Origin of the sequence: Sinomonas sp. B1-1, assembly GCF_050474465.1 — a bacterium.
In the GTDB taxonomy this organism is placed as follows: Bacteria; Actinomycetota; Actinomycetes; order Actinomycetales; family Micrococcaceae; genus Sinomonas; species Sinomonas flava.
The window spans coordinates 17,162-41,245 of the sequence record NZ_JBCHVF010000003.1; the positions used below are offsets into that span (position 1 = coordinate 17,162).

Here is a 24,084-nt window from a genome sequence, read left to right on the forward strand (position 1 = left end):
TATCCGCCGCGCCGTCTCCGCCGCGGCGGCCATCGGGTTGGGGGCCGCCGCGGGGACCACTAGCATCGGCAGGGGACGATCGGACAAGCGGAAGAGGCAGCAGATGGGGGACCTGCGCAGGGACGGGCGCGCCCGCAGGAGAGTGCGGCGGTCCCGGCGGGCCTGGCGGTTCCGGCGGGCCTGGGCCCTGGCCGCGCTGCTCGCGGCCGTCGTCGTGTGCGGAGCCGTCGTCGCAGTGCAGGCGATGAGCACCCGCGACGAGCTCACGCGGGTGGCAGCCTTGGTGCCTGTGCTCAAGGGCCAGGCCGAGGACGGACGCTTCGACGACGCGCGTGCCACTGTCCGCGAGATCCAGCAGCACGCGAGCGCGGCCCGCGGATCCTCGTCCTCGCCCCTGTGGGCACTCGCGGAGGCCCTGCCGTGGGCGGGCCCGAACCTGCGGGTGGCCCGGGAGGTGTCCGTGGCCGCCGACGGGCTCGCCAGCGCGGCCCTGCCGGCCCTGATGGACGCCGCTTCGGCGGTTGGACCCTCGCTGCTCGCCCCGCCAGGGGGGCAGCGCGACCTGTCCGCACTCGCGGGCGCGGCGCCCCGTCTCGCGGAGGCGGCAGACGCGGTCGACGCCGCCGCGTCACGTCTGCGGGGCATCGACGATTCAGCGGTCCTGCCGCAGCTGCGCGGGCCGCTGGCGGAGGGCAGGAAACAGCTCGACGCCGTCGAGGGTGCGGTCCAGACCGCCGAGGCGATGGCCCGGATCGCCCCGGGCATGCTGGGCGCGGACGGGCCGCGGAGGTACCTCGTCCTCATCCAGAACAACGCAGAGACCCGCGCCGGAGGCGGCATCCCCGGAGCCCTGGTCGAGCTCGTCGCGGAGCGGGGAGCGGTCTCCGTCACGGCCCAGGGCTCTGCCGGCGGGCTGGGCGTCTTCGCGCCACCGATCGCCGTGGACCCCGTCCAGACGCGCATCTACAGCTCGCGGCTCGGCCGCTTCATGCAGGACGTGACGCTGACGCCCGACTTCCCGACGGCGGCCGCGACCGCGGCGGCCATGTGGGAGGCCTCGACCGGACGGAAGGTCGACGGCGTGGCGTCGCTGGACCCGGTCGCCCTGGCCCAGCTGCTGCGTGCGTGGGGCCCGGTGGACCTTTCAGGGCCGGAATTCTCGCGTTTCCGCGGAGACGGGCTGCCGACGGCGCTCACGAGCGACAATGCAGTGCGCACCCTGCTCTCCGACATCTACCGGATCGAGTCCCCGAAGGAGCAGGACGCCTATTTCGCGGCCGTGGCGCGAAAGGTGTTCGACGCATTCTCTGCCGGCCAGCCGAAGGAGAAGGCCCTCCTTTCCGCGGTCGAGACGGTCGTCGGGGACGGCCGCATGCTCCTCTATTCGACGCATTCCGAGGAACAGGCCGCCCTGGGCGGCTGGGACATTTCCGGGTCGGTGGCGGGGCCGGAGCGGGGGGACGCCCGGTTCGGTGCCTATTTCAATGACGGCACGGGCGCGAAAATGGACTATTACGTCCGAAGAACCGTCTCTGTCGTCCGGATGTGCGATTCCCAGGGCTCCCACGCAGTTCTGCGGATCTCGTTGAGGAATGATGCCCCGGAGGATGCCGCGCACTCATTGCCGGCATACGTGACCGGAAATGGGGTGTTCGGAATTCCACCGGGAATGGTGCAGACGAATGTCGTGGCCTACGGGCCGGCGGGAGCGTACGTGGAGAACGCCGTGATCGACGGCGCACCGGGAGGCATGGCGTCCGACCGGCATGCAGGACGCCCTGTGGGCTTGCTCACAGTTCGGCTCGCCCCCGGGCAGAGCACCCAGCTCGAGTTCCGCTTCAGTGGGGTGCCGGATGCGCCGATGCGCATCGACACGAGCCCGGGCGTGCAGCCCCGTGCCGAGGTCGTCCAGGAGGGCTCCGGCACTGGCTGTGCAACGGGCGCCGGATGAGATCTGGGAGGGGTTTATTGCGCGTTTTCGGCCTTTTCTCCGAACGTGTTAGTCTCCGAGGGTCCGGGTGAACTCTGACGTCATCTTCGTGACAGGGGCCGTAGAGAATGATGGTGTGCCCCGTATAGCCGTTGACAGGCGGCGAAACCACTATCGCTAGGGGGAGTTAGACCATGAAGAAGAAGATCGGCGCCGCACTCGCGCTGTCTGGAGCAATCGTTCTCGCCGGAGCACTCCCGGCCGTCGCGGGCCAGTACCCCGCGCCGTCGCCCTCCGCAGTCGTCTCGGACTCGACGGTCGCCCCGGGAGAGGCATTCACCTTCACCGCATCCGGCTTTGCGCCCGGTGAGACCGTGACCATCAGCTTCAGCCTCGTCGGAGGCCCGCAGGCTGCCGGCGGCGGCCGCGGCGGGGCCAACCTCAGCGTTCCCGGAATCCTCTCTGCGGCTCCCGCGCCGCTGTCCGTCGTCGCGGATGCCAAGGGCGTCGCGACCGCCACCATCGTTCTCAACGAGCCGGGCACGTACCTCATCACCGCCGTCGGCGCGACCTCCGGCCACACGGCGACGGCGCGCGTCGTCGTCGTGGGTTCGGCCGAAGTGGCCCAGGTCAGTGACCAGAGCCAGACCGGGGGCCAGGCCCTCGCCCAGACGGGCGCCGACCCGGCCCTCATCGGCTGGTCCATCGCCGGCGTCGGTGCTGTCGCGGCTGGTGCGGCTGTCACGATCGTCGCCCGCCGCCGCAGCGCGGCCCGCCAGTAGCGACATCCGCATGGGCAACAACGCCGCAGGGACGGGCGCGCGGGAGGGGCATCCCTTCCGCGCGTCCGCCCTCGGAGGTTGACCAGCGGCGTGGATCCGGCCTTGGATGCGGCGCAGCCCTTCAGGATCCTCGTGGTGTGCACGGGCAACGTGTGCCGTTCTCCCCTTGCCGAGCGGTGGCTCCAGCACAGGTTCGACACGCTGGCCCCCGGACGCACCCGCGTCGCGAGTGCCGGGACCCGCGCTCTCGTGGGAGAGCCTGTTGCCGGCCCGATCGCGGCCATCGGCCTCGCCGAGGGGATCACGTTCGACGGGTTTGCCGCCCGTCAGCTCGAGCCCCAGAGCATCCGCGCGGCGGACCTGGTGCTCACGGCAGGCAGGGAGCACCTGGCAGAGGTGCTGCGTGCCGAGCCGGCGGCGCTCAAGCGCACGTTCCTGATCCGGGAGCTCGCGCGGGTTCTCGGCGATGCATCGTTCGGCGCCGAACGCCGCGGCGCCGCCGAGTGGCGTCCGGCATGGAAGCAGGCCATCGCCCGGGCCTCGGCGTTCAGGCGGGCACCCAGCCGGGACGACGAGGTGACCGACCCCTTCCGCAGGGGACCCGCCGCCTATGAGGCGATGGCATCGCAGCTGCTTCCCGCGCTGGACGCTCTGCAGGGATACGGCGAACGCCTCGTGTGACGCGGCATGGCGCGCCTTCGGTAGACTCGATCGGGTGTCCGCGGAAGCGGCCAATGGGGAGGACAGTTTTCGTGGAGCATGAGACGGACGCGCGCAAGGGCGGGGAATTGACCCTTGGCGACTATATGGCCGTTATGCGGCGGCATTGGCGGGGAATCCTCCTCATCACCACGCTCGCGACCGCCGTGGCCTTCGGCTGGTATCTGGTCCAGCCCCGGCAGTATGCCGCTGAGGCGAGCGGGGTCGTCATCACGGTGGGCGGCGACAACCTGAGCCTGTCTCTCGCTGGCGACAACCTCGCCAAGTCCCGGGCCAAGAACTACAAGTCGGTCGCCGAGTCGGCGCTCGTCGCCGAGCGCGTGGCCCGCGACCTCGGTATGGACCGCAGCCCGCAGGCCCTCGCCTCGGCCGTCACGGTCACCGTGCCCGTCGACACGACCGAGATCCGCGTCTCCGCGAAGTCCACTGATCCCTCGGAGGCACAGCGCGTTGCCGACGCCTGGATCTCCGCACTATCCGCCCAGGTCTCCGAGATCGAACGCTCCGCCGGCCAGACCGGCCTGCCCCCGGTCCGCGTCGTGACGCTGAGCCGCGCCGTGCTCCCGACCGAGCCTGTCTCGCCCAACATCCGCCTCACTCTCGGCGTCGGGGTGGTAGGTGGCCTGCTGCTCGGGTTCGCGTACGCCATGGTCCGCAACCATGTGGACCGTCGCATCCGCACTGCCGCCGAGGTCGAGCGGCAGTTCTCCGTGCCGGTGCTCGGCACCCTTCCCGTCGACCACGACTTCGGGCCGCAGGCCGAGGTCATCGCGGCGGACCAGTGGGGGAGCGCGCTCGGCGAGGCGTTCCGCGAGCTCCGCACGAACCTGCAGTTCGTCGACGTGGACCAGCCGCCGCGGGTCATCCTCGTCACGAGTGCCATGCCCTCCGAAGGCAAGTCGGCCGTGGTGGCCAACCTCGCCGCCGGCATGGTGGCGGCGGGGGAGAAGGTCGTGGTCGTGGACTGCGATCTCCGTCGGCCCATGGTCGACAAGGTCTTCGACCTTGTCCCGGGAGTGGGGGTCACCGACGTGCTCTCGGGCCGCGCAGACATCGAGGACGTCCGGCAGGGCTGGGCGGGCTCCGAGAACCTCACGCTGCTCGGTTCGGGGCGTATCCCTCCGAACCCCGCAGAGCTCCTCGGCTCGCGCGCCATGCAGGCCCTCCTGCGCCGTCTCGCCGAGGACGCGATCGTCCTGGTCGACGCGCCGCCGCTGCTCCCGGTGACCGACGCGGCCGTGCTGTCCCGGGCCGTGGACGGCACCCTCGTCGTCGCCCGCGCGGGCCAGACCACGACCGACCAGCTCGAGCGCGCGTTCGGGAACCTGAGCAGGGTCAACGGCCGGCTTCTCGGCGTCGTCCTGAACTGCGTGCCCACCGCGGGGCCGGAGTCCTCGGCCTATTCGTACTACGGCACCTACGGCGACGACGCCCGCGGGGGGCGGACCAAGGGCCGGCGGCCCTCGGCCAGACGCAAGCCTTCCCGCGCCCCGCGCCCGACCGTGAACGCCCCCGACGCCGAGCTGCACGAGCCGGCTCCCGACAGCCGGCCGCTGGCTGAGGCCCCGTACGAGCCCGCCTACCGCCCGGCGGCTGTTCCAGGGCACTATGCGGACAGGCAGGACCGCCACGCGCCGTCCTCCGGACGCCTGGGCCAGCTCACCGACGCGGACGAGAGCGTCGACGCGGACGGCCTGGCCGACGATCTCTGGTTGCCGGCGCAGCTGAGGGATCACCGGGGCCGCCGCTCCGCAGGCTGAGCAGGGTCCCGGGCGAGCGAGCCGAGACGGCGTCCACCGCTGTGGACTGCTCAGTTGCCGTTCTGGAGGTTCCGCTCGGCCACGTACTGGGGGACCGTGCCACCGCTCATCGCGGCTGCCAGTGCCTCCGTCGCCCCCTCGTCCATGATCACGATCGACTGCCCGTCGGGTGAGACGCCCGTCCCGGCAGTGGGCAGCGTGAAGCTCACGATGGCCGACGGGCGGATGTCCTTCAGCTCGAAGGCGAGCGCAGACACCGCCTGCGACGTGAAGCCGCTGTCCACCGTGAGGTAGGGCGCGAGCTGCGTGACCACCCGGCTGAGAGTGAATGGATTGGCCAGAGTCTCCGGCCGCGCGATCTGGCCCGCGAGCGACTTGACGAAGATCTGCTGGTCCCGCACGCGCTGGTAGTCGCCGTCGGGGAAGGCATAGCGTTCACGGACGAAGGCCAAGGCCTGGTCGCCGGTGAGCTTCTGCCGACCGGCCGCGAACCGGTAGCCCGGGGACTGGGCGGCGGTGAAGGGAACCGGAACGTCGACGTCCACGCCGCCGACCGCATCGGTGACTGCCCTGAACCCCTCGAAGTCGACGAGCGCCACGTGGTCGATGCGCTGGTGGAGGAGCGATTCGACGGTCTCGACCATGAGCGGGACGCCCCCGAAGGCGAAGGCGGCATTGACCTTCGCGTTCCCCCGACCAGGGATGGGCACCCAGGTATCCCGCATGATCGAGATGACGTAGGCGTTCTTCCTGTCGGCGGGGATGTGGACCAGCAGCATGGTGTCCGAACGCTGGTCCGAGGGAACGCCGGCTTCGGCCTGCGAGAGGGCGGCTCCCCGGCTGTCGCTGCCGACCAGAAGGATGTTGACGGCGGTCTTGCCGTCTGCGGCCAGCTCCTCCGCGGGCCTCGCGACGTTCTGCGGGAACGCTGTCGGGATCTTCTGGGTCGCGGAGTCGAAGGTCGTCGCGAGCGATCCCAGGAAGACGATGGCTGCGGACGCGGCACCGACGACGACGGCGAGCGCGACGAGGAGGACCACTGTCCCGCGCCGGCGCCGGCGCCGGCGCCTGATGCGATGCTGGGCCGGCCCCGCCTCAGCGCCGAGGGCCGGGTCGCTCGTCGTCGGGATCATGGAACCAACGGTGACGCCGCGTCAGGGAGCCCGGACAGGGCTCTGCCCCGAAACGAGTAGGGAACCCGCCACATTCGAGTGCCGCGGGCGTCTGCGGGGCAAACAGGCTGCGTACCTTGACGGCAGTAGAATCGACCCATATTCTGAACGAACGGTCGGTAATTATTTCTGAGGAGGAGACATGGCAGCTGCGACCCTGCAGTCCGTGCCCCAGCCCCAGCCTGGACAGGGTGACGAGGCCCCGTCGGCTGAGGACATTGCGGGTCAGGCCTACTTTGATCGCATCATCGCCGAGGACTCGCGCATCGAGCCTCGCGACTGGATGCCCGCGGCCTACCGCAAGACGCTCGTGCGCCAGGTGTCCCAGCACGCGCACTCCGAGATCATCGGCATGCAGCCCGAGGCGAACTGGATCACCCGCGCCCCGAGCCTCAAGCGCAAGGCCATCCTGATGGCGAAGGTCCAGGACGAGGCCGGCCACGGCCTCTACCTCTACTCCGCGGCGGAGTCCCTCGGCACCCCGCGCGACGTCCTGAACCAGCAGCTCCTGGACGGCAAGGCCAAGTACTCGTCGATCTTCAACTACCCGGCACGCACGTGGGCCGACATGGGTGCGATCGGCTGGCTCGTGGACGGCGCGGCGATCGCCAACCAGGTCCCCCTCTGCCGCGCGAGCTACGGCCCCTACGGCCGCGCCATGGTGCGCATCTGCAAGGAGGAGTCGTTCCACCAGCGCCAGGGCTTCGAGATCCTGCTCGAGCTCTCGAACGGCACCCCGGCCCAGAAGCAGATGGCCCAGGACGCCGTCAACCGCTTCTACGCCCCGGCCCTGATGATGTTCGGCCCGCCGGACGCCGACTCGCCGAACTCGAAGCAGTCCATGGCCTGGAACATCAAGCGATTCTCCAACGACGAGCTGCGCCAGCGGTTCGTGGGGATGATCGCCGAGCAGGTCAAGGTCCTCGGCCTGACCCTCCCGGATCCTGAGCTCCGCTACGACGAGGTGAACGGCCGGTGGATCCACAAGGAGCTCGACTGGCAGGAGTTCCACGAGGTCATCGCGGGCCGCGGCCCGTGCAACGCCCAGCGCATGGCGCGCCGCCGCGAGGCCCATGCGGACGGCGCCTGGGTCCGCGAGGCGGCCCGCGCGTACGCAGAGAAGCAGGCCGCCAAGGCCGCCAAGAACGAGATCGGAGCAGCTTAAGTGAGCGAGCAGACCAACATCTGGCCCCTCTGGGAGGTTTTCGTCCGCTCGAGCCGCGGCCTCTCCCACGTCCACGCCGGCTCCCTCCACGCCCCTGACGCGGCAATGGCGCTGCGCAACGCGCGGGACCTCTACACCCGCCGCAACGAGGGCGTGTCCATCTGGGTCGTCCCCTCGGACGCCATCGCCTCCTCCGACCCGGACTCCAAGGGCGCGTTCTTCGAGTCGCCGCAGGGCAAGGACTACCGCCACGCGACGTACTACACCAAGAGCGAGGGTGTGAAGCACCTGTGACGACGCATACCGACCACTCGCTCGACAGCTTCGGCGACTCCGCGGCGTCGGCCACCCGAGTCACCCCCGGCAACGCGCTGCGTCCCGAGGACATCGCGATCGCCAAGGAGAAGCCCGCCGAGGACGTCGCGCAGTACGCCCTGCGCCTGGGCGACGACGCCCTCATCCTCGCGCAGCGCCTGAGCCACTGGATCTCACGCGCCCCGGAGCTCGAGGAGGACATCGCCCTCGGCAACATCGCCCTGGACGTCCTCGGCCACGCGCGCTCCTTCCTCTCCTACGCGGGCCACGCATGGGACAAGACCGAGGACGACCTCGCCTACTGGCGGGAGGAGGACGAGTTCCGCTCGCTCTGGATCGTCGAGCAGCCCAACGGCGACTTCGGCTTCACGATCGCGCGCCAGCTCGTCGTCTCGGTCTACCAGTACCTCCTCTACACGGAGCTGCTGGCCTCGACCGACGCGACCATCGCCGCGATCGCCGCGAAGGCCCTCAAGGAGGTGGACTACCACCGCGACCACGCCGTGCAGTGGACCCTCCGCCTCGGCGACGGCACCGAGGAGTCGCACCGCCGGATGCAGGACGCCCTCGAGCTCGTGTGGCCCTACGTCGACGAGATGTTCGACGACGACGCGCTCATCGACGCGGTCGGCGACGCGGGCGTGCGCCCCTCGAGCCTGCGGGCCGCCTTCGACGCCCAGATCGCATCGGTCCTCGACGAGGCCACGCTCAGCGTCCCCAACGTCCCGCGTGCCAGCGGCGGCGGCCGCCGCGGCGAGCACACCGAGCACCTCGGCTACATCCTCGCCGAGATGCAGGTCCTCGCGCGCAAGCACCCCGGGGCAACCTGGTAGAGGACCGAGGCAAGGAACTGCCATGATCACCACTGACGACGAGGTCCGCGAGCTCGCGGCCACGGTGACCGACCCCGAGATCCCGGTGCTGTCCATCGCGGACCTCGGGATCCTGCGGGACGGCCGCCTCGACACCGACGGCACGGTCCGCCTCACGATCACCCCGACCTACTCGGGGTGCCCCGCCATGGACACGATCCGGGACGACCTCACGGCGGTGTTCGCCAAGGCCGGCCATTCCAAGGTCGAGGTCGACCTCGTGCTCTCCCCGGCCTGGACCACGGACTGGATGAGCGAGGAGGGGAAGGCCAAGCTCGAGAAGTACGGCATCGCCCCACCTACCGGCGCAGCCGGTATGGGAACAGCCCACGCCGGCCCGATCAAGCTCGGCCTCGCCGTCAAGTGCCCGCAGTGCCACTCCCTCAACACACGCGAGATGTCCCGCTTCGGTTCCACGTCCTGCAAGGCCCTCTACGTCTGCCAGGACTGCAAGGAACCCTTCGACTACTTCAAGGTGCTCTAGATGACTGACCAGCTGAACGAGACCGCCGCCGACGTCGCAGAAGACGCGGCCGCCGGCTCGGACGCGGAGGGGACCACGCGGCGTCGTGCGTCCTTCCACAAGCTCGAGGTGAGCGACGTCCGCAAGCTCACCAACGACGCGATCGAGGTGACGTTCGCGGTCCCCGCCGAGCTCGCCGACGAGTACGACTACATCCCCGGCCAGTACGTGGCCCTCCGGGCCGAGCTGGAGGACCCGAACCAGGGCGGCGAGAAGCGGGAGGTGCGCCGCTCGTACTCGATCTGCGCGGCCCCCCGGCGCTTCGACGACGGCTCGACCGAGATCAAGGTGGCCATCAAGCGCGACCTCGGCGGCATCTTCTCGACCTGGGCGAACGAGAGCCTCGAGCCCGGCACCGTGCTCGACGTCATGAGCCCGGCCGGCGCGTTCATCTCGAAGCACAGGATGACCGGTCTCAACGACCCGGCGAGCATCGACACGGATGTCGAGCACACGTTCGTGGCGGTCGCGGCCGGCTCCGGGATCACGCCCATCATGGCGATCGCGAAGACCGTCCTCGCGGCGGACGAGAACGTCCGCTTCGACCTCATCTACGCGAACAAGGCGGCCATGGACGTCATGTTCGTCGAGGAGCTCGCGGACCTGAAGGACCGCTACCCGTCCCGCTTCGCGCTCCACCACGTGCTCTCGCGCGAGCAGCGCATCTCCCCGCTGCTCTCCGGCAGGGTCGACGACGAGAAGCTCACCACGCTGCTCAACACCGTGATCCACGCCGACGACGTCGACGAGTGGTTCCTGTGCGGCCCGTTCGAGCTCGTCCAGCTCGTGCGCGACACGCTCTCGGCCCGCGGTGTGGAGCCCGAGAAGGTCCGCTACGAGCTCTTCACCACCGGCACCCCGACGAGCCTCGAGGGCAACATCGGCCGGCCGGTGATCGAGGACCCGAGCGGGAAGAGCTTCGAGATCGAGTTCCGCCTCGACGGACTCCAGGGCACGGTCAAGTCCCCGGTCTCCGCGAACGAGACGATCCTGAACGCGGCCCTGCGCGTGCGCCCCGACGTGCCGTTCGCGTGCGCCGGCGGCGTCTGCGGGACGTGCCGTGCCAAGCTCGTCTCGGGCACGGTGGAGATGACGGAGAACTACGCGCTTGAGCCGGACGAGGTGGAGCGCGGCTACGTCCTGACGTGCCAGTCCCACCCGACCACGGACAGCGTGTCCGTCGACTTCGACGCGTGACGGCGGTTGAGCAGAGCCGAAACCAAGGAGCCTGAATGATCAACCTCACCATCGCCGGCGGGGTCGCCGAGGTCGTCCTCGACGCGCCCGCCAAGCTCAACTCCCTCGACGAGGCCGCGCTCGGCGAGCTCTCGGACGCCTACGACGACGCCGCTGCCGCCGCCTCGCGCGGCGACGTGCGGGTCCTCCTCCTGCGCGGCGAGGGCCGGGCCTTCTGCGCGGGCCGGGACATCTCCGGGGTCGTCCCCGCCGACGACGACGTGCTGGGGTACCTGGGCGGGAAGGTGCAGCCCCTGCTGCAGAAGATGGCGGCCTTCCCGGCGCCCACGTTCGCGGCGGCCCAGGGCGCGTCCCTCGGGGTCGGCCTCGGGCTGCTGCTCGCGACCGACGTCGTGTACGTGGCCGAGAACGCCAAGATCGGCTCGCCGTTCGCGAACCTCGGGGCGACGCTGGACTCGGGCGGCCACTGGTACTTCACGGAGCGCCTCGGCATGCACCGCACGCTCGACCTCGTGTACACGGCCGAGCTCATGAGCGGGGCGGACGCTGTCCGCTCCGGCATGTTCTCCCGGGCCTTCCCGGCCGAGGAACTGCTGCCGCGCACGCGGGAGATCGTCGGCCGCGTCGCCGAGGGGGCCACCGGCGCGTTCGTCGCGTCGAAGGAGCTCGTCGCGCAGATCCGCGACCGTCGCCTCGGGCTCTGGGAGTCCATGGAGGCGGAGAACAAGGCGCAGGCCCAGCTCTGCTCCTCGGAGGACTACGCCGAGGGGTTCAAGGCCTTCCAGGAGAAGCGGAAGCCCGCCTTCACCGGCCGCTGACCCGCGATCGCGCGCCAGGGACCCCGCAACCGCCGGGACGGGACCCCGCAACGGGCATGATCCGTTGCGGGGTCCTTGGCGGTTGGTTGTGGGGTCCCTGGCGGTGGATTGCGGGGTCCCTGGCGGTTGGTTGTGGGGTCCCTCAGCGTGGGCGTCAGCGCGTCGCGATGAAGGCGTGCACGCTCGCGTGGTTCATCGCCGTGGCGGCCTCCTCGGGGGTCGCGCACTCGGCCGAGACCTGGAAGGACGCCTGCGCGGAGGGTGCCGCGCGCACGGCCAGGCGGACGTGCGTGACGGTGCCGTCGGCGTGCTGGACCCGCAGGGTGGCCCCGGCCATGTCGACGAGGGGCCCGGTGAGGGACCCGAGGGTCACGACGACAGGAAAGCCCCTCCCCGTCACCGCGCCGCCGGTACCACGCGCGAGCACGGTGGCCGCCGCGCCCTCGAGCGCTGCGGCCGTCGCCGCCGTCTCGGGATCGTCCGACGCCGCGGCGCCGGCGCTGCCCGTCGGGCCCGATGACGAGGGGCCCGAGGGCGTCGGCGAGCCGGCGGCGGATGCCGAGGCGGTCGCCGTCGGGCGCGCCGAGGGTGAAGGCGACGGCACGAGCGGGCCGGTGCGGAAGACGAGGGTGCACCCGTTCGAGCCCACGTAGCGGAATTCGTCGGGGGCCGCGGTCAGCGTGTACAGGGCGCTCGGGGCGGCGTGCCAGACAGGGGCCGACGAGAACGGCAGCGGATCGCTGAGCCGGTAGACGGACAGCTCGCTGTCCGGGGTCGGCGGCGGGGCGCTGGCCGTGCCCGGTGCCGGCGCCGGCGGCTGCGGCGGGGCCGCAGTGAACAGTCCGGCGACGGCGACGACGAGCCCCACGCCCACCGCCGCGCAGGCGGCGATGAGTACCCACATCCACACGGGCCGCCCGCGCGACGGGGCGTCCGCCCGCTCCGTCCCCGCATCGCTGCTCATGGCTCTCCTCGTCACGGCTCCCTGCCTCTACCTTCCCACGCCGGACGCGTGGGAGGTCAGCGGGTGTCCAGGTCCTCGAACACCAGGAACGTCTGCGTGTCCAGGACGCCGGGCATGTTCTGCAGCTGGTCGAACACGACACGGCGCAGGTCGGTGTTGTCCAGCGCCCGCACGAGGATGATGACGTCGAAGTCCCCGCCCACGAGGGCGATGTGGTGCACCTCCGGGATGGCGCGCAGCCGCTCGCGCAGCTCGCGCCACGTCTGCTGGCGCACCTTGAGGGTCACGTACGCGCTCGAGCGCAGGCCGGCCCGCAGCGGATCGACGAGGGCCGTGAACTTCGTGATGACGCCGTCTGCCTGGAGCCGGGAGATCCGGTTGTAGGCGTGCGCGCGGGAGATGTGCACGTTCTCCGCGATGGTCGTCACGGAGCGGCGCGCGTCTTCAGTGAGCTCGGCGAGGATGGCGCGGTCGACGTCGTCGAGCGGCCGCGGCTCCACGGCCCGGGGCGGTGCCTCGCGACTGGGATGCAGATCGTCCATGGAACCCTCCTGTGATCCACGTCATTGTGACGTTTCGTCTCTGAATTCGGGCGGTCTGGATCCAGTCTTCCACGATGTGCCCTTCAACGGCATACGAATGGCTACGGCAGCGGATACTTGAGTCAACACGTCCGGCACGAGGAGGAGCCATGACCATTCCCGCCGAGGCACAGGAGGCCATCCGCAGCTTCGGGATCAGCATCGAGGACTACATGCTTCCGGTGCACGGCCGGGTGGCCCAGATCCAGATCCTCGACGAGCACGGGACGCTGCGCCCCGAGGACGAGCGCGGCTCAGCCCCCGGCCATGAGTACCCGATCCCCGCCGCGGACGAACTGCTCGAGGCGTACCGCCGGCTCGTCATCGGCCGCCGCGTCAACGACCAGAACTCGGCGCTCGTGCGCCAGGGCCGCATGGCGGTCTACCCGTCGAGCCACGGCCAGGAGGCCTGCCAGGTTGCCGCGGCGCTGTGCCTGTCCGACGGTGACTGGATGTTCCCGACGTACCGCGACGCGGTCGCCGTCATGACGCGGGGTGTGGACCCGGTCGAGGCGATGACCATCTTCCGCGGCGACTGGCACGGCGGCTACGACCCGCACAAGCACAAGGTCGGCATCCAGTCCACGCCCCTGACCACGCAGCTGCTGCACGCCGTCGGCGTCGCCCACGCGGCGAAGCTGCGCGGCGAGGACACCGTGGTCCTCGCGATGTGCGGCGACGGCGCCACGAGCGAGGGCGACTTCCACGAGGCGCTCAACTTCGCCGCCGTGTTCCACCTGCCGGTCGTGTTCTTCGTGCAGAACAACCAGTACGCCATCTCGGTGCCGCTCGCCCACCAGACGGTCGCGCCGTCGCTGGCACACAAGGCGATCGGCTACGGCATGGCGGGGGAGCGCGTGGACGGGAACGACGCCGTCGCCCTCCTCGCCGTCCTCGACCGCGCCGTGCGACTGGCCCGCTCGGGCTCGGGGCCCCTGCTCGTCGAGGCCTACACCTACCGGATGCAGGCGCACACGAACGCCGACGACGCGACCCGCTACCGCGAGGACGCCGAGGTGGCGGCCTGGGCCGTCAAGGACCCCCTCAAGCGCATGCGCGAGTACCTGCGCACCGAGGGCGTGCTGACCGACGACGCCGAGTCCGCCGTCGCCGCAGACGCCGAGGGGGTGGCCCGGCAGCTGCGCGAGGGCTTGGGCGAGGACACCGCCGTCGACCCCCAGGACCTCTTCCGCTTCGTCTACACCGAACCCACCCCGCAACTGCGCGAGCAGGCCGCCCTCGTGGCCGACGAGCAGTCCCGCGACCTTTCCGGAAAGGAGCACGGAGCATGAGCACCGTCGCCGAGGCCGCCGCGGCCCGCGCCGCCGCCCGCCCCGCAGGCCCCGAACCCCTGACCTTCGCGAAGGCCCTGACCACGGCCATGGCCGACGAGATGCGCGCCGACGCGGGCGTCGTGGTGTTCGGCGAGGATGTCGGAACGCTCGGCGGGGTCTTCCGGGTCACCGACGGCCTCCAGAAGGAGTTCGGCGCGGACCGGTGCTTCGACACGCCGCTCGCCGAGTCCGGCATCGCCGGGATGGCCATCGGGATGGCCATGAACGGCCTGCGCCCGGTCATCGAGATGCAGTTCGACGCGTTCGCCTACCCGGCGTTCGAGCAGATTGTGAGCCACATCGCCAAGATGCACAACCGCACCCGCGGACGCGTCCGGCTGCCGCTGACGATCCGCATCCCGTACGCGGGCGGGATCGGCGGCGTCGAGCACCACTGCGACTCCTCCGAGGCATACTACGCCCACACGCCGGGCCTGAAGGTCTTCACGCCCGCGACCGTCGCGGACGCGTACCGCATGCTCCGCGAGGCCATCGCGAGCGACGACCCGGTCGTGTTCATGGAGCCCAAGAAGCTGTACTGGTCCAAGGACCTCGTGGACCTCGAGGCGCTGCGGTCGGAGTTCGCGGGCCGGGGCGGGGAGGGCCCCGGTGCCGGTGGCACGCACGACGGCGCGCGGCGGCTCAGCGTCGACGGCGCCGCCGCCGTCGCACGCTCCGGCACGGACGCGACGCTCATCGCATATGGCCCCACCGTGCCGACGGCGCTCGCGGCCGCCGAGGCCGCCGCTGCGGAGGGCCGGTCCGTCGAGGTGATCGACGTGCGAACGATCGTCCCCTTCGACGACGAGACCGTGTCCGCGTCCGTGCGCAAGACGGGCCGCGCCGTCGTCGTGGCCGAGGCCGCGGGCTTCGCGTCGGTCGCGTCCGAGATCGTGGCCAGGGTGCAGGAGCGCTGCTTCCACTCGCTCGCCGCGCCCGTGCGGCGCGTGACCGGGTTCGACATCCCGTACCCGGCGCCCAAGCTCGAGCACTGGTACCTGCCCAGCGTCGACCGCATCCTCGACGCCCTCGACGACCTTCAGTGGGAGGACTGACATGGCGACCGCCGTGAGCGCCCAGAACAGCACCGCACAGAGGACCTTCAGGCTCCCCGACCTCGGGGAGGGCCTGACCGAGGCCGAGCTCGTCCGCTGGCTCGTCGCCGCGGGTGACACCGTGGCCGTGGACCAGCCGGTAGCCGAGGTCGAGACCGCCAAGGCCGTCGTCGAGGTGCCCACACCGTACGCGGGGACCGTTTCCGAGCTGCACGGCGAGCCGGGCGCCACGATCGACGTCGGCGCCCCCCTCATCACCATCGCCGAGGTCACCCCGTCTGGCGCCGAGGTCACCCCGTCTGGTGCCGAGGTCACTCCTGGTGGGGCCGAGGTCACCCCCTCTGGGGCTCGGGCAGCCGCCCGGGAGGCGTATCGCGAGGAGGAACGCGCCGGAGCCCGTCCGCCAGCACCCGCTGAAGCCTCTGGGTCGGGGAATGTCCTCATCGGCTACGGCACGCCTGGTGGGGCGGCAGGCGGCCGCACCCGACGGCGCAAGGGGGCGGCGCCGTCGTCCGCTCCGGTTGCGGAACCGGCGCGCACGACGCCGCCCGCGGACGCCGTGCGCGTCGTCTCACCGCTCGTCCGCAGGCTGGCCCGGGACCTCAATGTCCAGCTCGCCCGGATTTCCGGGTCCGGCCCGGATGGGCTCATCATGCGCCGCGACGTCGAATCGGCAGGGGTGACGTCGGCGGCAGAGGGGGTGATCTCGGCGCCGCAGGGGGTGACCTCGGCGCCGCAGGGGGTGACGTCGGCGGCAGAGGGGGTGACCTCGGCGCCGCAGGGGGTGACGTCGGCGGCAGAGGGGGTGACCTCGGCGGGGGAAGCGGACGCGCGGACGGGCCTCGCGATCGCGTCGCGAACCCCCGTCAAGGGCGTGCGCAAGGCAGTCGCGCAGGCCATGGTCCGGTCACGGACGGAGATCCCCGAGGCGACGGTCTGGGTCGACGCCGACGCGACGGCGCTCGTGGACCTGCGCCACGGCCTCAAGCGCCGCGACCCCGGGAGCACGCCGAGCCTGCTCGCCTTCATCGCACGGTTCGTGGTGGCGGGGCTGCAGAAGTTCCCGGAGCTCAACACGAGGATCGAGGAGACAGACGACGGCCAGGAGATTGTCCAGTTCGGCGGCGTGAACCTCGGCTTCGCAGCCCAGACCGACCGGGGCCTCGTCGTCCCGGCGATCCGCAACGCCCACACCCTGAGCGCCCGCAGCCTGGACTCCGAGCTGCGCCGCCTCACGGCCCTCGCCCGAGAGGGGAAGGCCACCCCGGCGGACCTCACGGGAGGCACCTTCACGCTCAACAACTACGGCGTGTTCGGGGTGGACGGCAGCGCGGCGATCATCAACCATCCCGAGGCCGCCATCCTCGGCGTCGGCCGGATCATCGACCGGCCGTGGGCCGTCGACGGCCAGCTGCAGGTCCGCAAGGTCGTCCAGCTGACCCTCACGTTCGACCACCGCGTGTGCGACGGCGGCACGGCCGGCGGCTTCCTGCGGTTCGTCGCCGACGCGGTCGAGCAGCCGGGGAGCGTCCTCGCAGACCTCTAGAGGGCATGGCAGAATCAAGCTCAACCCTGACCCGCCGACGAGAAGGAATGCATCACATGGCGCAATGGCGAGAACTCGGAGCCAGCACATACGTCCTCGCCACCGAGCCGCTGCGGATGAACGTCGGGCTCGTGGTGGGCACCGAGCGGGCCCTCGTGGTCGACACCGGCCAGGGCCCACGGCAGGGCGCGGCGATCCTCGCGGCCGTGCGGGAGAAGACGGAGCTGCCGCTCGTCGTCGTGAACACCCACGCGCACTACGACCACTACTTCGGCAACGCGGTGTTCGCCGCGGCCGGTGTGACGGAGTTCTACGCTCACGAGAACGCGGCGGCGGCCATCGCCGAGACTGGCGACGCCGAGCGGCAGTCAGTGGCCGAGGCGGAGCCGGAGATGGCGGCGGGGGAGGGCGAGAACACCCAGATCGTGGTCCCGACCGCGATTGTCCGCGACCAGCCCGTGCTCGTCGACCTGGGCGGGACCTCGGTCACCCTGTTCCACCTGGGCCGCGGCCACACGGACGGCGACCTCCTCGTCGGGACCCAGAGCACGCTCTTCGCGGGCGACCTCGTCGAGGAGGGCGCGTACCCGGAGTTCGGGGACTCGTACCCGGAGGAATGGGCGGACGTCCTGCGGCACATCTCGGCGCTGCGGCACCGCTACGACAACCTGGTGCCGGGGCACGGGGAGCTGTGCAGCGACGCGCTCGTGCGCACCATGGCGGATACGATGGCGACGGCGGTGCGCTCGGCCAGGCAGGCCACGCGCGAGACTCCGGACGACGCCACCAAGGCCGTCCCGATCCTCCCGTACGGCCCCGAGCAGTCCCGCCTGTTCATCCGCCGGCTCAAGGCCAGCAGCCTGAGCTGACGTTCCGGCAGGGCGAGGAAGAGGGGGCAGCATGACGGACGGTCCGGTCGAGCCTGAAGCTGCTTCCCCTGCGCCCATGACCCGGCGGGAGGCCCGGCGGCTGCGCGAAGCCGAGGAAGCGGCGCGACGGGCGGCACACGTCGACGATTCTGCCGCTCCAACCCAGCCCGGCGCCGCGGTCACCAGCGCGCACGACGCCGACGGGTCGCCTCGGGCGGCCGCCGCACCCGCGCCGTCGGAGGCGGCCGCCAACCCGGCGGGCATCGCCCAGCCCTCGGCGGACACCGCCCGGCGCGCCGGGGACGACCCCCGGCCCGCGACCGGTGGCGAACCGGTGGCCGGCGGCCGACCGGACGCCGAGACCACGCCGGCGACACGCGCAACCGCCGTGGCCGCTGGCCGCGGGCGCCCGCCTCGCACCGTCGGAGAGCCCCCGCCGGGGACTCGTGACGGCGAGAGGCGATCTGTAGAGCCGAGCGCGGGGCCCACAGCCGGACTGCCGCCCGAGCCTGCGCCGCAGGCCTCGCCCGTGCCGCAGGCCTCACCTGCGGCCCAGACCTCGCCTGCGCCGATCACCGCGGCTGCGCCGGGGGCCAGGCCAGCACCGCCGCGTCCCGTGCGCGAGCCCACGCCAGTGCCCGCGGCGCCTGAGCACGAGGAGCCAGCGGGCTTTGTCCGCCCGGGCCCGGCCCATCCGCCGAAGGGCCTGCGGGGCCTCCTCTACCGCATCACCGGCGGTGCCGTGAACATCGGCCCGAGCGAGCGGGAGCGCCGGGAGGAGCTGCTCGAGCGGCAGATTGCGCGGCGCCTCGAGGGCAGCTGGAACACCGCGTTCCTGTCCCTCAAGGGCGGCATCGGCAAGACCTCGACCACGGTGGGCGTCGGGCTCACCCTCGCCGAGCTGCGGCCGGAACCCCCGTGCGCCATCGACGCGAACCCCGATGCAGGGGACCTGGTCGAGCGTGCCCTCGGCGAGGGGGCCTACGAATCCGAGCGCAGCCGGTCCATCACGAGCCTCCTGCGGGACTTCGGCTCGGTCACCTCGCGTGCCCGCCTCGTCTCCTACCTGCACCAGGCCGGCAGCCTGCACCTTCTCGCGGGGGAGCAGGATCCGGAGCTCTCCGACTCGCTGACGGCAGAGGACTACCGGCGCGTCCACGCGCTCGTGGCCAGGCACTTCGGCGTCACGCTCACCGACTGCGGCACGGGCGTGAGCCGGCCGGCCATGCGGGGCATCCTGCAGGAGGCGGACAACATCGTCGTGGTCGCCGGCTATGCCGTGAGCGGCGCCAAACGGGCCCGGGACACGCTGCGCTGGCTGTCGGCCCACGGCTACGACCGCCTCGCGAAGGGCGCGATCGTCGTCGTGACCGACAAGGACGACGTCTCCGCGCGCGTGGACAAGGGCGCGATCGAATCAACGCTCTCGGGCCTGTGCCGCGCCCTCATCACCGTGCCGCACGACCGCTCGATGGCTGACGGCGACCTCGTCTCCCTCCCGGCGCTCCGCCCCGAGACGCGCCAGGCGTACCGCGAGATCGCGGCCGCGATCGTCTCCGGCTACCGGCGCTGACCCTCGTCGTCGCGGGCCAGACCGAGCTCGAGCGCCCTCCCAAGCCGCACCCCGGCCACGCCACGACCGCCAGCACGGAGGCGCGGCCGCCCCCAATAGCGGCCGCGTCTCCGGCGTGGTCTCGGTCCGGCAGGAGACGAGGTTAGTCCAAGGACTGGATTTACTCTAGCCACTGCGCCCTGTGCGTGCAATGGGGAGGCGTGACCTCGCGCGTCACTAGAGTGGGGGAGTGCAGCGGCCCGGACAGTTCTCCCTCCTGTCGATCGCCGTCCCGGCCTTCGGCCCGTCCGTCCTGTTCTTCCTCGGCGAGGGGGCCGTGCTGCCGGTCATCGCGCTGTCGGCGCGGGACCTCGGCGCCTCCGTGGCCGTCGCCGCGCTGACGGTCACGCTCGTGGGGCTGGGCTCGCTCCTGTTCAACCTGCCCGCCTCCTACCTCACGCTGCGCTTCGGGGAACGCTGGGCGATCGTCGGAGCCCAGCTCGCGGGGGCCGTGGCCCTCGTGCTCGCGGCCCTCGCCCAGGAACTGTGGCAGCTCGTCCCCGCGCTCGTCGTGCTCGGCATGTCGGGCAGCGTGACCGGGCTGGCCCGCCAGAAGTACCTCACCGAGGCCGTCCCGGTGGACTACCGCGCCCGCGCGCTCTCGACCCTCGGCGGGGTGAGCCGCATCGGGATCTTCATCGGCCCCTTCCTCGGCGCGGCGGCGATCCAGTTCTGGGGACTTCGCGGCGCCTACTGGCTCGGCGCGGTGGTGCTCGCCGGCGCATCGGTGGTCGCCCTGTGGATGCGGGACCTCGCCGTGGACGACGGCGACGGGCCGCGCGCGCCCGAGCCGCGCCTCGCGCAGGTCGCGGCGGGGCACTGGAGGGTCCTGACGACCGTCGGGCTCGGCGTCCTGTTCGTCTCCGCGGTGCGGCAGTCCCGACAGGTGGTCATCCCGCTGTGGGCCGACCATCTCGGCCTCGACGCGACCACTGCCGCACTCGTCTACGGGATCGCCGGGGGCATGGACCTCCTGCTCTTCTATCCGGGCGGCCGGACCATGGACACCCGGGGCAGGCTCGCCGTCGCGGTCCCCTCGATGACCCTCATGGGCCTCTCCCTCATCGCGATGCCGTGGACGGGCACGTTCTGGCCCTTCCTCGCCGCCTCGTGCGCGCTCGGCATGGGGAACGGCATCGGCTCGGGCATGGTCATGACCCTGGGCGCCGACTTCTCACCGAGCCCCGGCCGTGCGCAGTTCCTCGGGCTCTGGCGGCTCATGGCGGACGCGGGCACGACGGCGGGTCCCGTCCTGCTCTCGGCCGTCACCGCCGCGTTGGGCCTCGGGGCGGGGGTGGCGGCCTCCGGCGGCCTCGGCCTGGCCGCGGCGGCCGTGCTCGCGTGGGCCGTCCCGCGGGCGCAGCGGCGGCAGGCCGGCGGCGCCTGAGCCGTGCCGGGCCGACTCAGCGGGGCGGCTTGTCAGCGGCCGGAGCGCGAAGCATGCGCCATGAGCCACGATGCCCCCACGGCGACCAGGTAGCCGCTGATCACGATGAACGCCAGGCCGGCCCAGAAGTAGTTCGTCGTGCTCACCTCCCGCCCTGCCAGCGGCGCGATCCGCACGAGCGCGACGACGGCGACTCCCGCTGCCGCGAGCCCCGCGGCCGTCGGCAGGGCAAGCCACAGCCGTGACGAGCCCACGTGGCGCCCGAACCCGTCCCATACGTTCCACCCCATGCCCGTGCGCAGTACGAGCCAGGCCGCGGGGGCCATGAACACGGCGACGACGAGGAACGCGGACACGACGTCGGCCGGCCGGTGCCACTGGTTCACGAGGGTCGACACGCCGGTCGCCACGGCGTAGGTCCCGCCGGCGAAGGCTACGAGGGGGCGCCAGCGCGGGGACGCGACGAGGAAGACCGCGGCCGCGGCGGAGGCGGCGAGGGTTGTGTGCCCCGAGGGGAGCGAGTTCTCCATGTAGGTCTCGATGCCGCGGTAGGGGCGGGTCAGGACGTCGTTCTTGAGCAGCTGGGTGGCGAGGTTGGCGCACAGCGCCGCGGCGAGGGCGACGGCGGAGGCGGCCCAGCGCCGTCGTACGAGCGCCGCGTATCCCAGCGCCCCCAGCGCGAGGGCGACCGAGAGCGCGGGGAGGAAGTCGAGGAACCGCAGCGAGGCCTTGCCTGCGGCCCCGTAGAGCTCGGTGGCCTCGACAAGGGCGGATTCGTCGATGTACTGCCCCGTGGTGGTGCGGACGAAGAACAGGTAGGTGCACAGGAGCGCGGCGACGGCCGCGAGCGAGGCGAGCAGGAACGGCCCGACGCCTACCGCAGGGCGTGGAACGCGCCTCGGATCCCCGCCAGGCAGCGGTGCAGACGGGTTCCGGCGGCCGCGTGGGCCGGGGACCTCGGAGCGTGCGCGGGTGGGTGCAGCCATCCGTTCCAGCCTGCCACACGCGGCTGGACGGCGCCTGAAGAAGAGCGCTGGGGCGGGAACACGCGGACACTTGACACGTGTTAGGCGTCACATCTACGATTCCTAACACGTGTTAGGAACGGCGTTCAGCCGTACGAACCCCTCAAAGGAGAGTCATGGGCGACTCCATCAGGCTGCGGGAGATCTCGCGGCGCACCGCCCTCGGAGCCCTCGGCGTCGGAATCCTCGGGGCGACCGCGGCCTCGTGGCCCCGCCTCACCGGGACGGACATCCCCGGCCGCAACGACGGCAGCCTCAGCATCGCCATCCTCGGCACCGCGGCCGACGCCGCCGCGCGCCAGAAGGCCGTCGACGCGTTCCGGCGCCTCCACCCCGAGATCAGGGTCCGCGTCCAGGCGATCCAGGCCGTGGACTGGAAGGACTTCTTCAGCAAGATCCTCACGATGGTCGCCGCGGGCAATCCGCCCGACGTCGTGTACGTCGCCACCGAGGGCGCCCAGCTCTTCGCCGAGAAGCTCGCCCACCCGCTCGACGACTTCGTCCGCCGCGACGCCGCCGTGATGGCCGAGTACTTTGCCGACGTCCACCCGAGCCTCGTCGAGGCCTTCATGTACCGGGGGAGCCTGTACCAGCTCCCGATGGACTGGAACGCCGCCGACATGTACTACAACACGAGCGTCTTCGCCGCCTCGGGGCTGCCCCGGCCGGCCGACGACTGGACCCACCTCGACTTCCGCTCGGCCCTCGGCGCCATGCGGCGCGCCAACCCGGGCGGCTTCACCCCGTACTACTGGACCAACCGGCTCTTCGGCGGCGTGGTCCCGTGGCTCTACGCCAACGGCACCTCGTTCCTCACCGAGCAGCGCGCCACCGGCGGGGACTGGCTCTGGGACCGCTTCTACGCCTCGGACCCCTCCCGCGCGTCCCGCTCCGGTGGCTACCTCTGGGAGGCCCCGAACGCGGACGACCCGCGCGTCTTCGAGACCTTCGACTTCCTCCGCGGACTCGTCAAGGACGGCCTCGGAGTCCGCCCGGAAGAGGGCGGCGGAAACTCCCTCGTCGGGCTCTTCGCCTCGGGCAGGATCGGCACGACCCCGGCCGGCGGCTACTGGGTCCAGGGCCTCGCCGAGGCCGGGATGGGCCCGGACGCGTTCGACGTCGCGTTCTTCCCCCGTTGGGCGAGCGGGCCGGCGTCCGCACTCCAGCGCCACCAGTTCGGCACCGCCGGCTACGCGATCATGAAGACCGCCAAGGACAAGGACGCCGCGTGGGAGTGGGTGAAGTTCAGCGCCTCCCGGGAGGCGATGGAGCTCATCTTCGCGACCCCGACCACCACCCCCGCCCGCCGCTCGATGGTCAACGAGGCGCTCTACGCGGGCAAGGGCCCCGCGCACTGGAAGGTCTTCTACGACACCCTGGACCGGTTCCCCGCGACCGGGCCCATCCCGGCGCCGCCCCAGCAGGCCGCCGTCGAAACCGCCCTCATCAAGAACGTCTCGCTCGCCGTGAGTGGGGACGAGCGGCAGCTCAGGAGCGCGCTCTCCTCCCTGCAGAACGACCTCGAGTTGGCCCTCAGGAGGACCGCATGAAAACCGGCTCGCGCGCCATGGCCTGGCTGTTCCTCGCCCCGACCATCGTCGGGATGGGCGTCTTCACCCTCGTCCCGATCGTCGCCTCGATCCTCCTGGCGTTCTTCCGCTGGGACATCCTCAGCGACCTGCAGTTCGCCGGGCTCGCCAACTTCACCGAGATCGCCACGGACCCCACGGTGCGCGTCGCGTTCGGCAACACGATCGGCTTCGTGGTCGTCGCCGTCATCCTCCAGCTCGGGGTGGCGCTCGGACTCGCCGTCCTCGTCCAGGAGCGGCTGCCGCACTGGCTGCGGGTGTTCTTCCGCTCGGCGTTCTTCTTCCCGCTCATCCTCTCCGCGGCAAGCGTCTCGATCTTCATGAAGTACCTCTTCAACGAGCAGTTCGGTGTGGTCAACTGGCTCCTCGGCACCGTTGGGATCCCCGCGGTCCCGTGGCTCACGACCCCGCTCGGCTCCGCCACGGTCGTGGTGCTCGTCTACGTGTGGCAGAACTTCGGGTTCTCGTTCCTGCTCTTCCTCGGCGCGCTCGCCTCCATCCCACAGGAGACCTACGAGGCCGCGTCCCTCGACGGCGCCACCGGCTGGCGCAAGCACCGCCACGTGACCCTGCCGCTCATCAGCCCCACGACCCTCGTGGCCTCCGTCATGGCGATCATCAACGCCCTGCAGGTCTTCGACCAGCCCTACGTCCTCACCCGCGGCGGCCCTGGAGACTCCACCCGCACGGCCGTCATGGTGATCTTCGAGACCGCGTTCCAACGCCTCGAATTCGGCAAGGCCTCCGCGATCGGCGTGGTCCTCATGCTCGTCATCATGGCCGTCACGGCCCTCCAGTTCCGGCTCAGCAAGCGCTTCGTCTTCTACCAGTGAGGCCTGACATGACCACCACCGCGACCCCGCTCCCC

General features: G+C 71.5%; 22 protein-coding genes. 18 read left to right on the plus strand and 4 right to left on the minus strand.

Annotation, left to right across the window (positions count from 1 at the left end):
• Positions 1–103 precede the first annotated feature (103 nt).
• The 4 genes from ACQ5BE_RS07085 to ACQ5BE_RS07100 all read left to right on the plus strand — a co-directional run bounded on the left by ACQ5BE_RS07085 (position 104) and on the right by ACQ5BE_RS07100 (position 5,192).
• Complete coding sequence (locus tag ACQ5BE_RS07085) at positions 104–1,951, plus strand: DUF4012 domain-containing protein (protein WP_430296314.1); 1,848 nt, start codon at positions 104–106, stop codon at positions 1,949–1,951.
• Between the two features lie 173 nt (positions 1,952–2,124).
• Complete coding sequence (locus tag ACQ5BE_RS07090) at positions 2,125–2,712, plus strand: LPXTG cell wall anchor domain-containing protein (RefSeq protein ID WP_430296315.1); 588 nt, start codon at positions 2,125–2,127, stop codon at positions 2,710–2,712.
• 90 nt (positions 2,713–2,802) lie between these two features.
• Positions 2,803–3,393 (plus strand): low molecular weight phosphatase family protein, encoded by a 591-nt coding sequence (locus tag ACQ5BE_RS07095; protein WP_430296316.1) that lies wholly within the window; start codon positions 2,803–2,805, stop codon positions 3,391–3,393.
• Positions 3,394–3,518: 125 nt separating this feature from the next.
• The gene (locus ACQ5BE_RS07100) at positions 3,519–5,192 is read left to right on the plus strand and encodes a polysaccharide biosynthesis tyrosine autokinase (RefSeq protein ID WP_430296317.1); all 1,674 of its coding nucleotides are present in this window, start codon (positions 3,519–3,521) and stop codon (positions 5,190–5,192) included.
• 50 nt (positions 5,193–5,242) lie between these two features.
• Here the strand turns inward: ACQ5BE_RS07100 and ACQ5BE_RS07105 are convergent, their stop codons facing one another.
• On the minus strand, positions 5,243–6,325 hold the full coding sequence (locus ACQ5BE_RS07105; protein ID WP_430296318.1) for an LCP family protein: 1,083 nt from the start codon (positions 6,323–6,325) through the stop codon (positions 5,243–5,245).
• Positions 6,326–6,506: 181 nt separating this feature from the next.
• Here ACQ5BE_RS07105 and paaA point away from each other — a divergent pair, with 181 nt between their 5' ends.
• From paaA to ACQ5BE_RS07135, 6 genes are read left to right on the plus strand one after another with little or no spacing between them, the layout of a single operon-like run.
• Positions 6,507–7,529: a 1,2-phenylacetyl-CoA epoxidase subunit PaaA gene (gene paaA / locus ACQ5BE_RS07110; protein ID WP_430296319.1), complete on the plus strand. Its 1,023-nt coding sequence runs from the start codon at positions 6,507–6,509 to the stop codon at positions 7,527–7,529.
• Positions 7,530–7,823 carry a 1,2-phenylacetyl-CoA epoxidase subunit PaaB gene (gene paaB / locus ACQ5BE_RS07115; protein ID WP_208710228.1) on the plus strand — a complete coding sequence of 98 codons (294 nt, stop codon included), beginning with the start codon at positions 7,530–7,532 and terminating at the stop codon, positions 7,821–7,823. It begins immediately after the preceding gene.
• The gene (gene paaC, locus ACQ5BE_RS07120) at positions 7,820–8,677 is read left to right on the plus strand and encodes a 1,2-phenylacetyl-CoA epoxidase subunit PaaC (RefSeq protein WP_430296320.1); all 858 of its coding nucleotides are present in this window, start codon (positions 7,820–7,822) and stop codon (positions 8,675–8,677) included. Before paaB ends, paaC begins: the two co-directional genes overlap by 4 nt.
• Positions 8,678–8,699: 22 nt before the next feature.
• Positions 8,700–9,200 (plus strand): 1,2-phenylacetyl-CoA epoxidase subunit PaaD, encoded by a 501-nt coding sequence (gene paaD, locus ACQ5BE_RS07125; RefSeq protein ID WP_430296321.1) that lies wholly within the window; start codon positions 8,700–8,702, stop codon positions 9,198–9,200.
• A complete protein-coding gene (paaE, locus tag ACQ5BE_RS07130; RefSeq protein WP_430296322.1) occupies positions 9,201–10,436 on the plus strand; it encodes a 1,2-phenylacetyl-CoA epoxidase subunit PaaE in 1,236 nt (411 codons plus the stop codon). It abuts the gene before it with no gap.
• 35 nt (positions 10,437–10,471) lie between these two features.
• On the plus strand, positions 10,472–11,254 hold the full coding sequence (locus ACQ5BE_RS07135) for an enoyl-CoA hydratase/isomerase family protein (RefSeq protein WP_430296323.1): 783 nt from the start codon (positions 10,472–10,474) through the stop codon (positions 11,252–11,254).
• A 154-nt stretch (positions 11,255–11,408) separates the two neighbouring features.
• Here ACQ5BE_RS07135 and ACQ5BE_RS07140 read toward each other — a convergent pair whose 3' ends face one another.
• Positions 11,409–12,218: a hypothetical protein gene (locus tag ACQ5BE_RS07140; protein WP_430296324.1), complete on the minus strand. Its 810-nt coding sequence runs from the start codon at positions 12,216–12,218 to the stop codon at positions 11,409–11,411.
• 56 nt (positions 12,219–12,274) lie between these two features.
• Positions 12,275–12,760 carry an Lrp/AsnC family transcriptional regulator gene (locus tag ACQ5BE_RS07145; RefSeq protein WP_430296325.1) on the minus strand — a complete coding sequence of 162 codons (486 nt, stop codon included), beginning with the start codon at positions 12,758–12,760 and terminating at the stop codon, positions 12,275–12,277.
• Between the two features lie 149 nt (positions 12,761–12,909).
• Between ACQ5BE_RS07145 and pdhA the strand changes: the two genes are divergently transcribed.
• The 6 genes from pdhA to ACQ5BE_RS07175 all read left to right on the plus strand — a co-directional run bounded on the left by pdhA (position 12,910) and on the right by ACQ5BE_RS07175 (position 20,602).
• Entirely contained in the window at positions 12,910–14,091 is a 1,182-nt protein-coding gene (pdhA, locus tag ACQ5BE_RS07150) for a pyruvate dehydrogenase (acetyl-transferring) E1 component subunit alpha (protein ID WP_430296326.1), read from the plus strand.
• Entirely contained in the window at positions 14,088–15,188 is a 1,101-nt protein-coding gene (locus tag ACQ5BE_RS07155; protein ID WP_430296327.1) for an alpha-ketoacid dehydrogenase subunit beta, read from the plus strand. Before pdhA ends, ACQ5BE_RS07155 begins: the two co-directional genes overlap by 4 nt.
• A gap of 1 nt (position 15,189) precedes the next feature.
• The gene (locus ACQ5BE_RS07160; RefSeq protein WP_430296328.1) at positions 15,190–16,734 is read left to right on the plus strand and encodes a dihydrolipoamide acetyltransferase family protein; all 1,545 of its coding nucleotides are present in this window, start codon (positions 15,190–15,192) and stop codon (positions 16,732–16,734) included.
• A 56-nt stretch (positions 16,735–16,790) separates the two neighbouring features.
• Entirely contained in the window at positions 16,791–17,603 is an 813-nt protein-coding gene (locus ACQ5BE_RS07165; RefSeq protein ID WP_430296329.1) for an MBL fold metallo-hydrolase, read from the plus strand.
• Between the two features lie 76 nt (positions 17,604–17,679).
• Positions 17,680–19,176 carry a MinD/ParA family ATP-binding protein gene (locus ACQ5BE_RS07170; protein WP_430296330.1) on the plus strand — a complete coding sequence of 499 codons (1,497 nt, stop codon included), beginning with the start codon at positions 17,680–17,682 and terminating at the stop codon, positions 19,174–19,176.
• Positions 19,177–19,405: 229 nt separating this feature from the next.
• Complete coding sequence (locus tag ACQ5BE_RS07175) at positions 19,406–20,602, plus strand: MFS transporter (RefSeq protein WP_430296331.1); 1,197 nt, start codon at positions 19,406–19,408, stop codon at positions 20,600–20,602.
• A gap of 32 nt (positions 20,603–20,634) precedes the next feature.
• Here ACQ5BE_RS07175 and ACQ5BE_RS07180 read toward each other — a convergent pair whose 3' ends face one another.
• Positions 20,635–21,588 carry a phosphatase PAP2 family protein gene (locus ACQ5BE_RS07180; RefSeq protein ID WP_430296332.1) on the minus strand — a complete coding sequence of 318 codons (954 nt, stop codon included), beginning with the start codon at positions 21,586–21,588 and terminating at the stop codon, positions 20,635–20,637.
• A gap of 155 nt (positions 21,589–21,743) precedes the next feature.
• Here ACQ5BE_RS07180 and ACQ5BE_RS07185 point away from each other — a divergent pair, with 155 nt between their 5' ends.
• Together ACQ5BE_RS07185 and ACQ5BE_RS07190 are read left to right on the plus strand one after the other, a co-directional pair.
• A complete protein-coding gene (locus ACQ5BE_RS07185; RefSeq protein ID WP_430296333.1) occupies positions 21,744–23,177 on the plus strand; it encodes an extracellular solute-binding protein in 1,434 nt (477 codons plus the stop codon).
• Positions 23,174–24,049 (plus strand): carbohydrate ABC transporter permease, encoded by an 876-nt coding sequence (locus ACQ5BE_RS07190; RefSeq protein ID WP_430296334.1) that lies wholly within the window; start codon positions 23,174–23,176, stop codon positions 24,047–24,049. The genes ACQ5BE_RS07185 and ACQ5BE_RS07190 overlap by 4 nt, the downstream gene beginning before the upstream one ends.
• Positions 24,050–24,084: the final 35 nt, after the last annotated feature.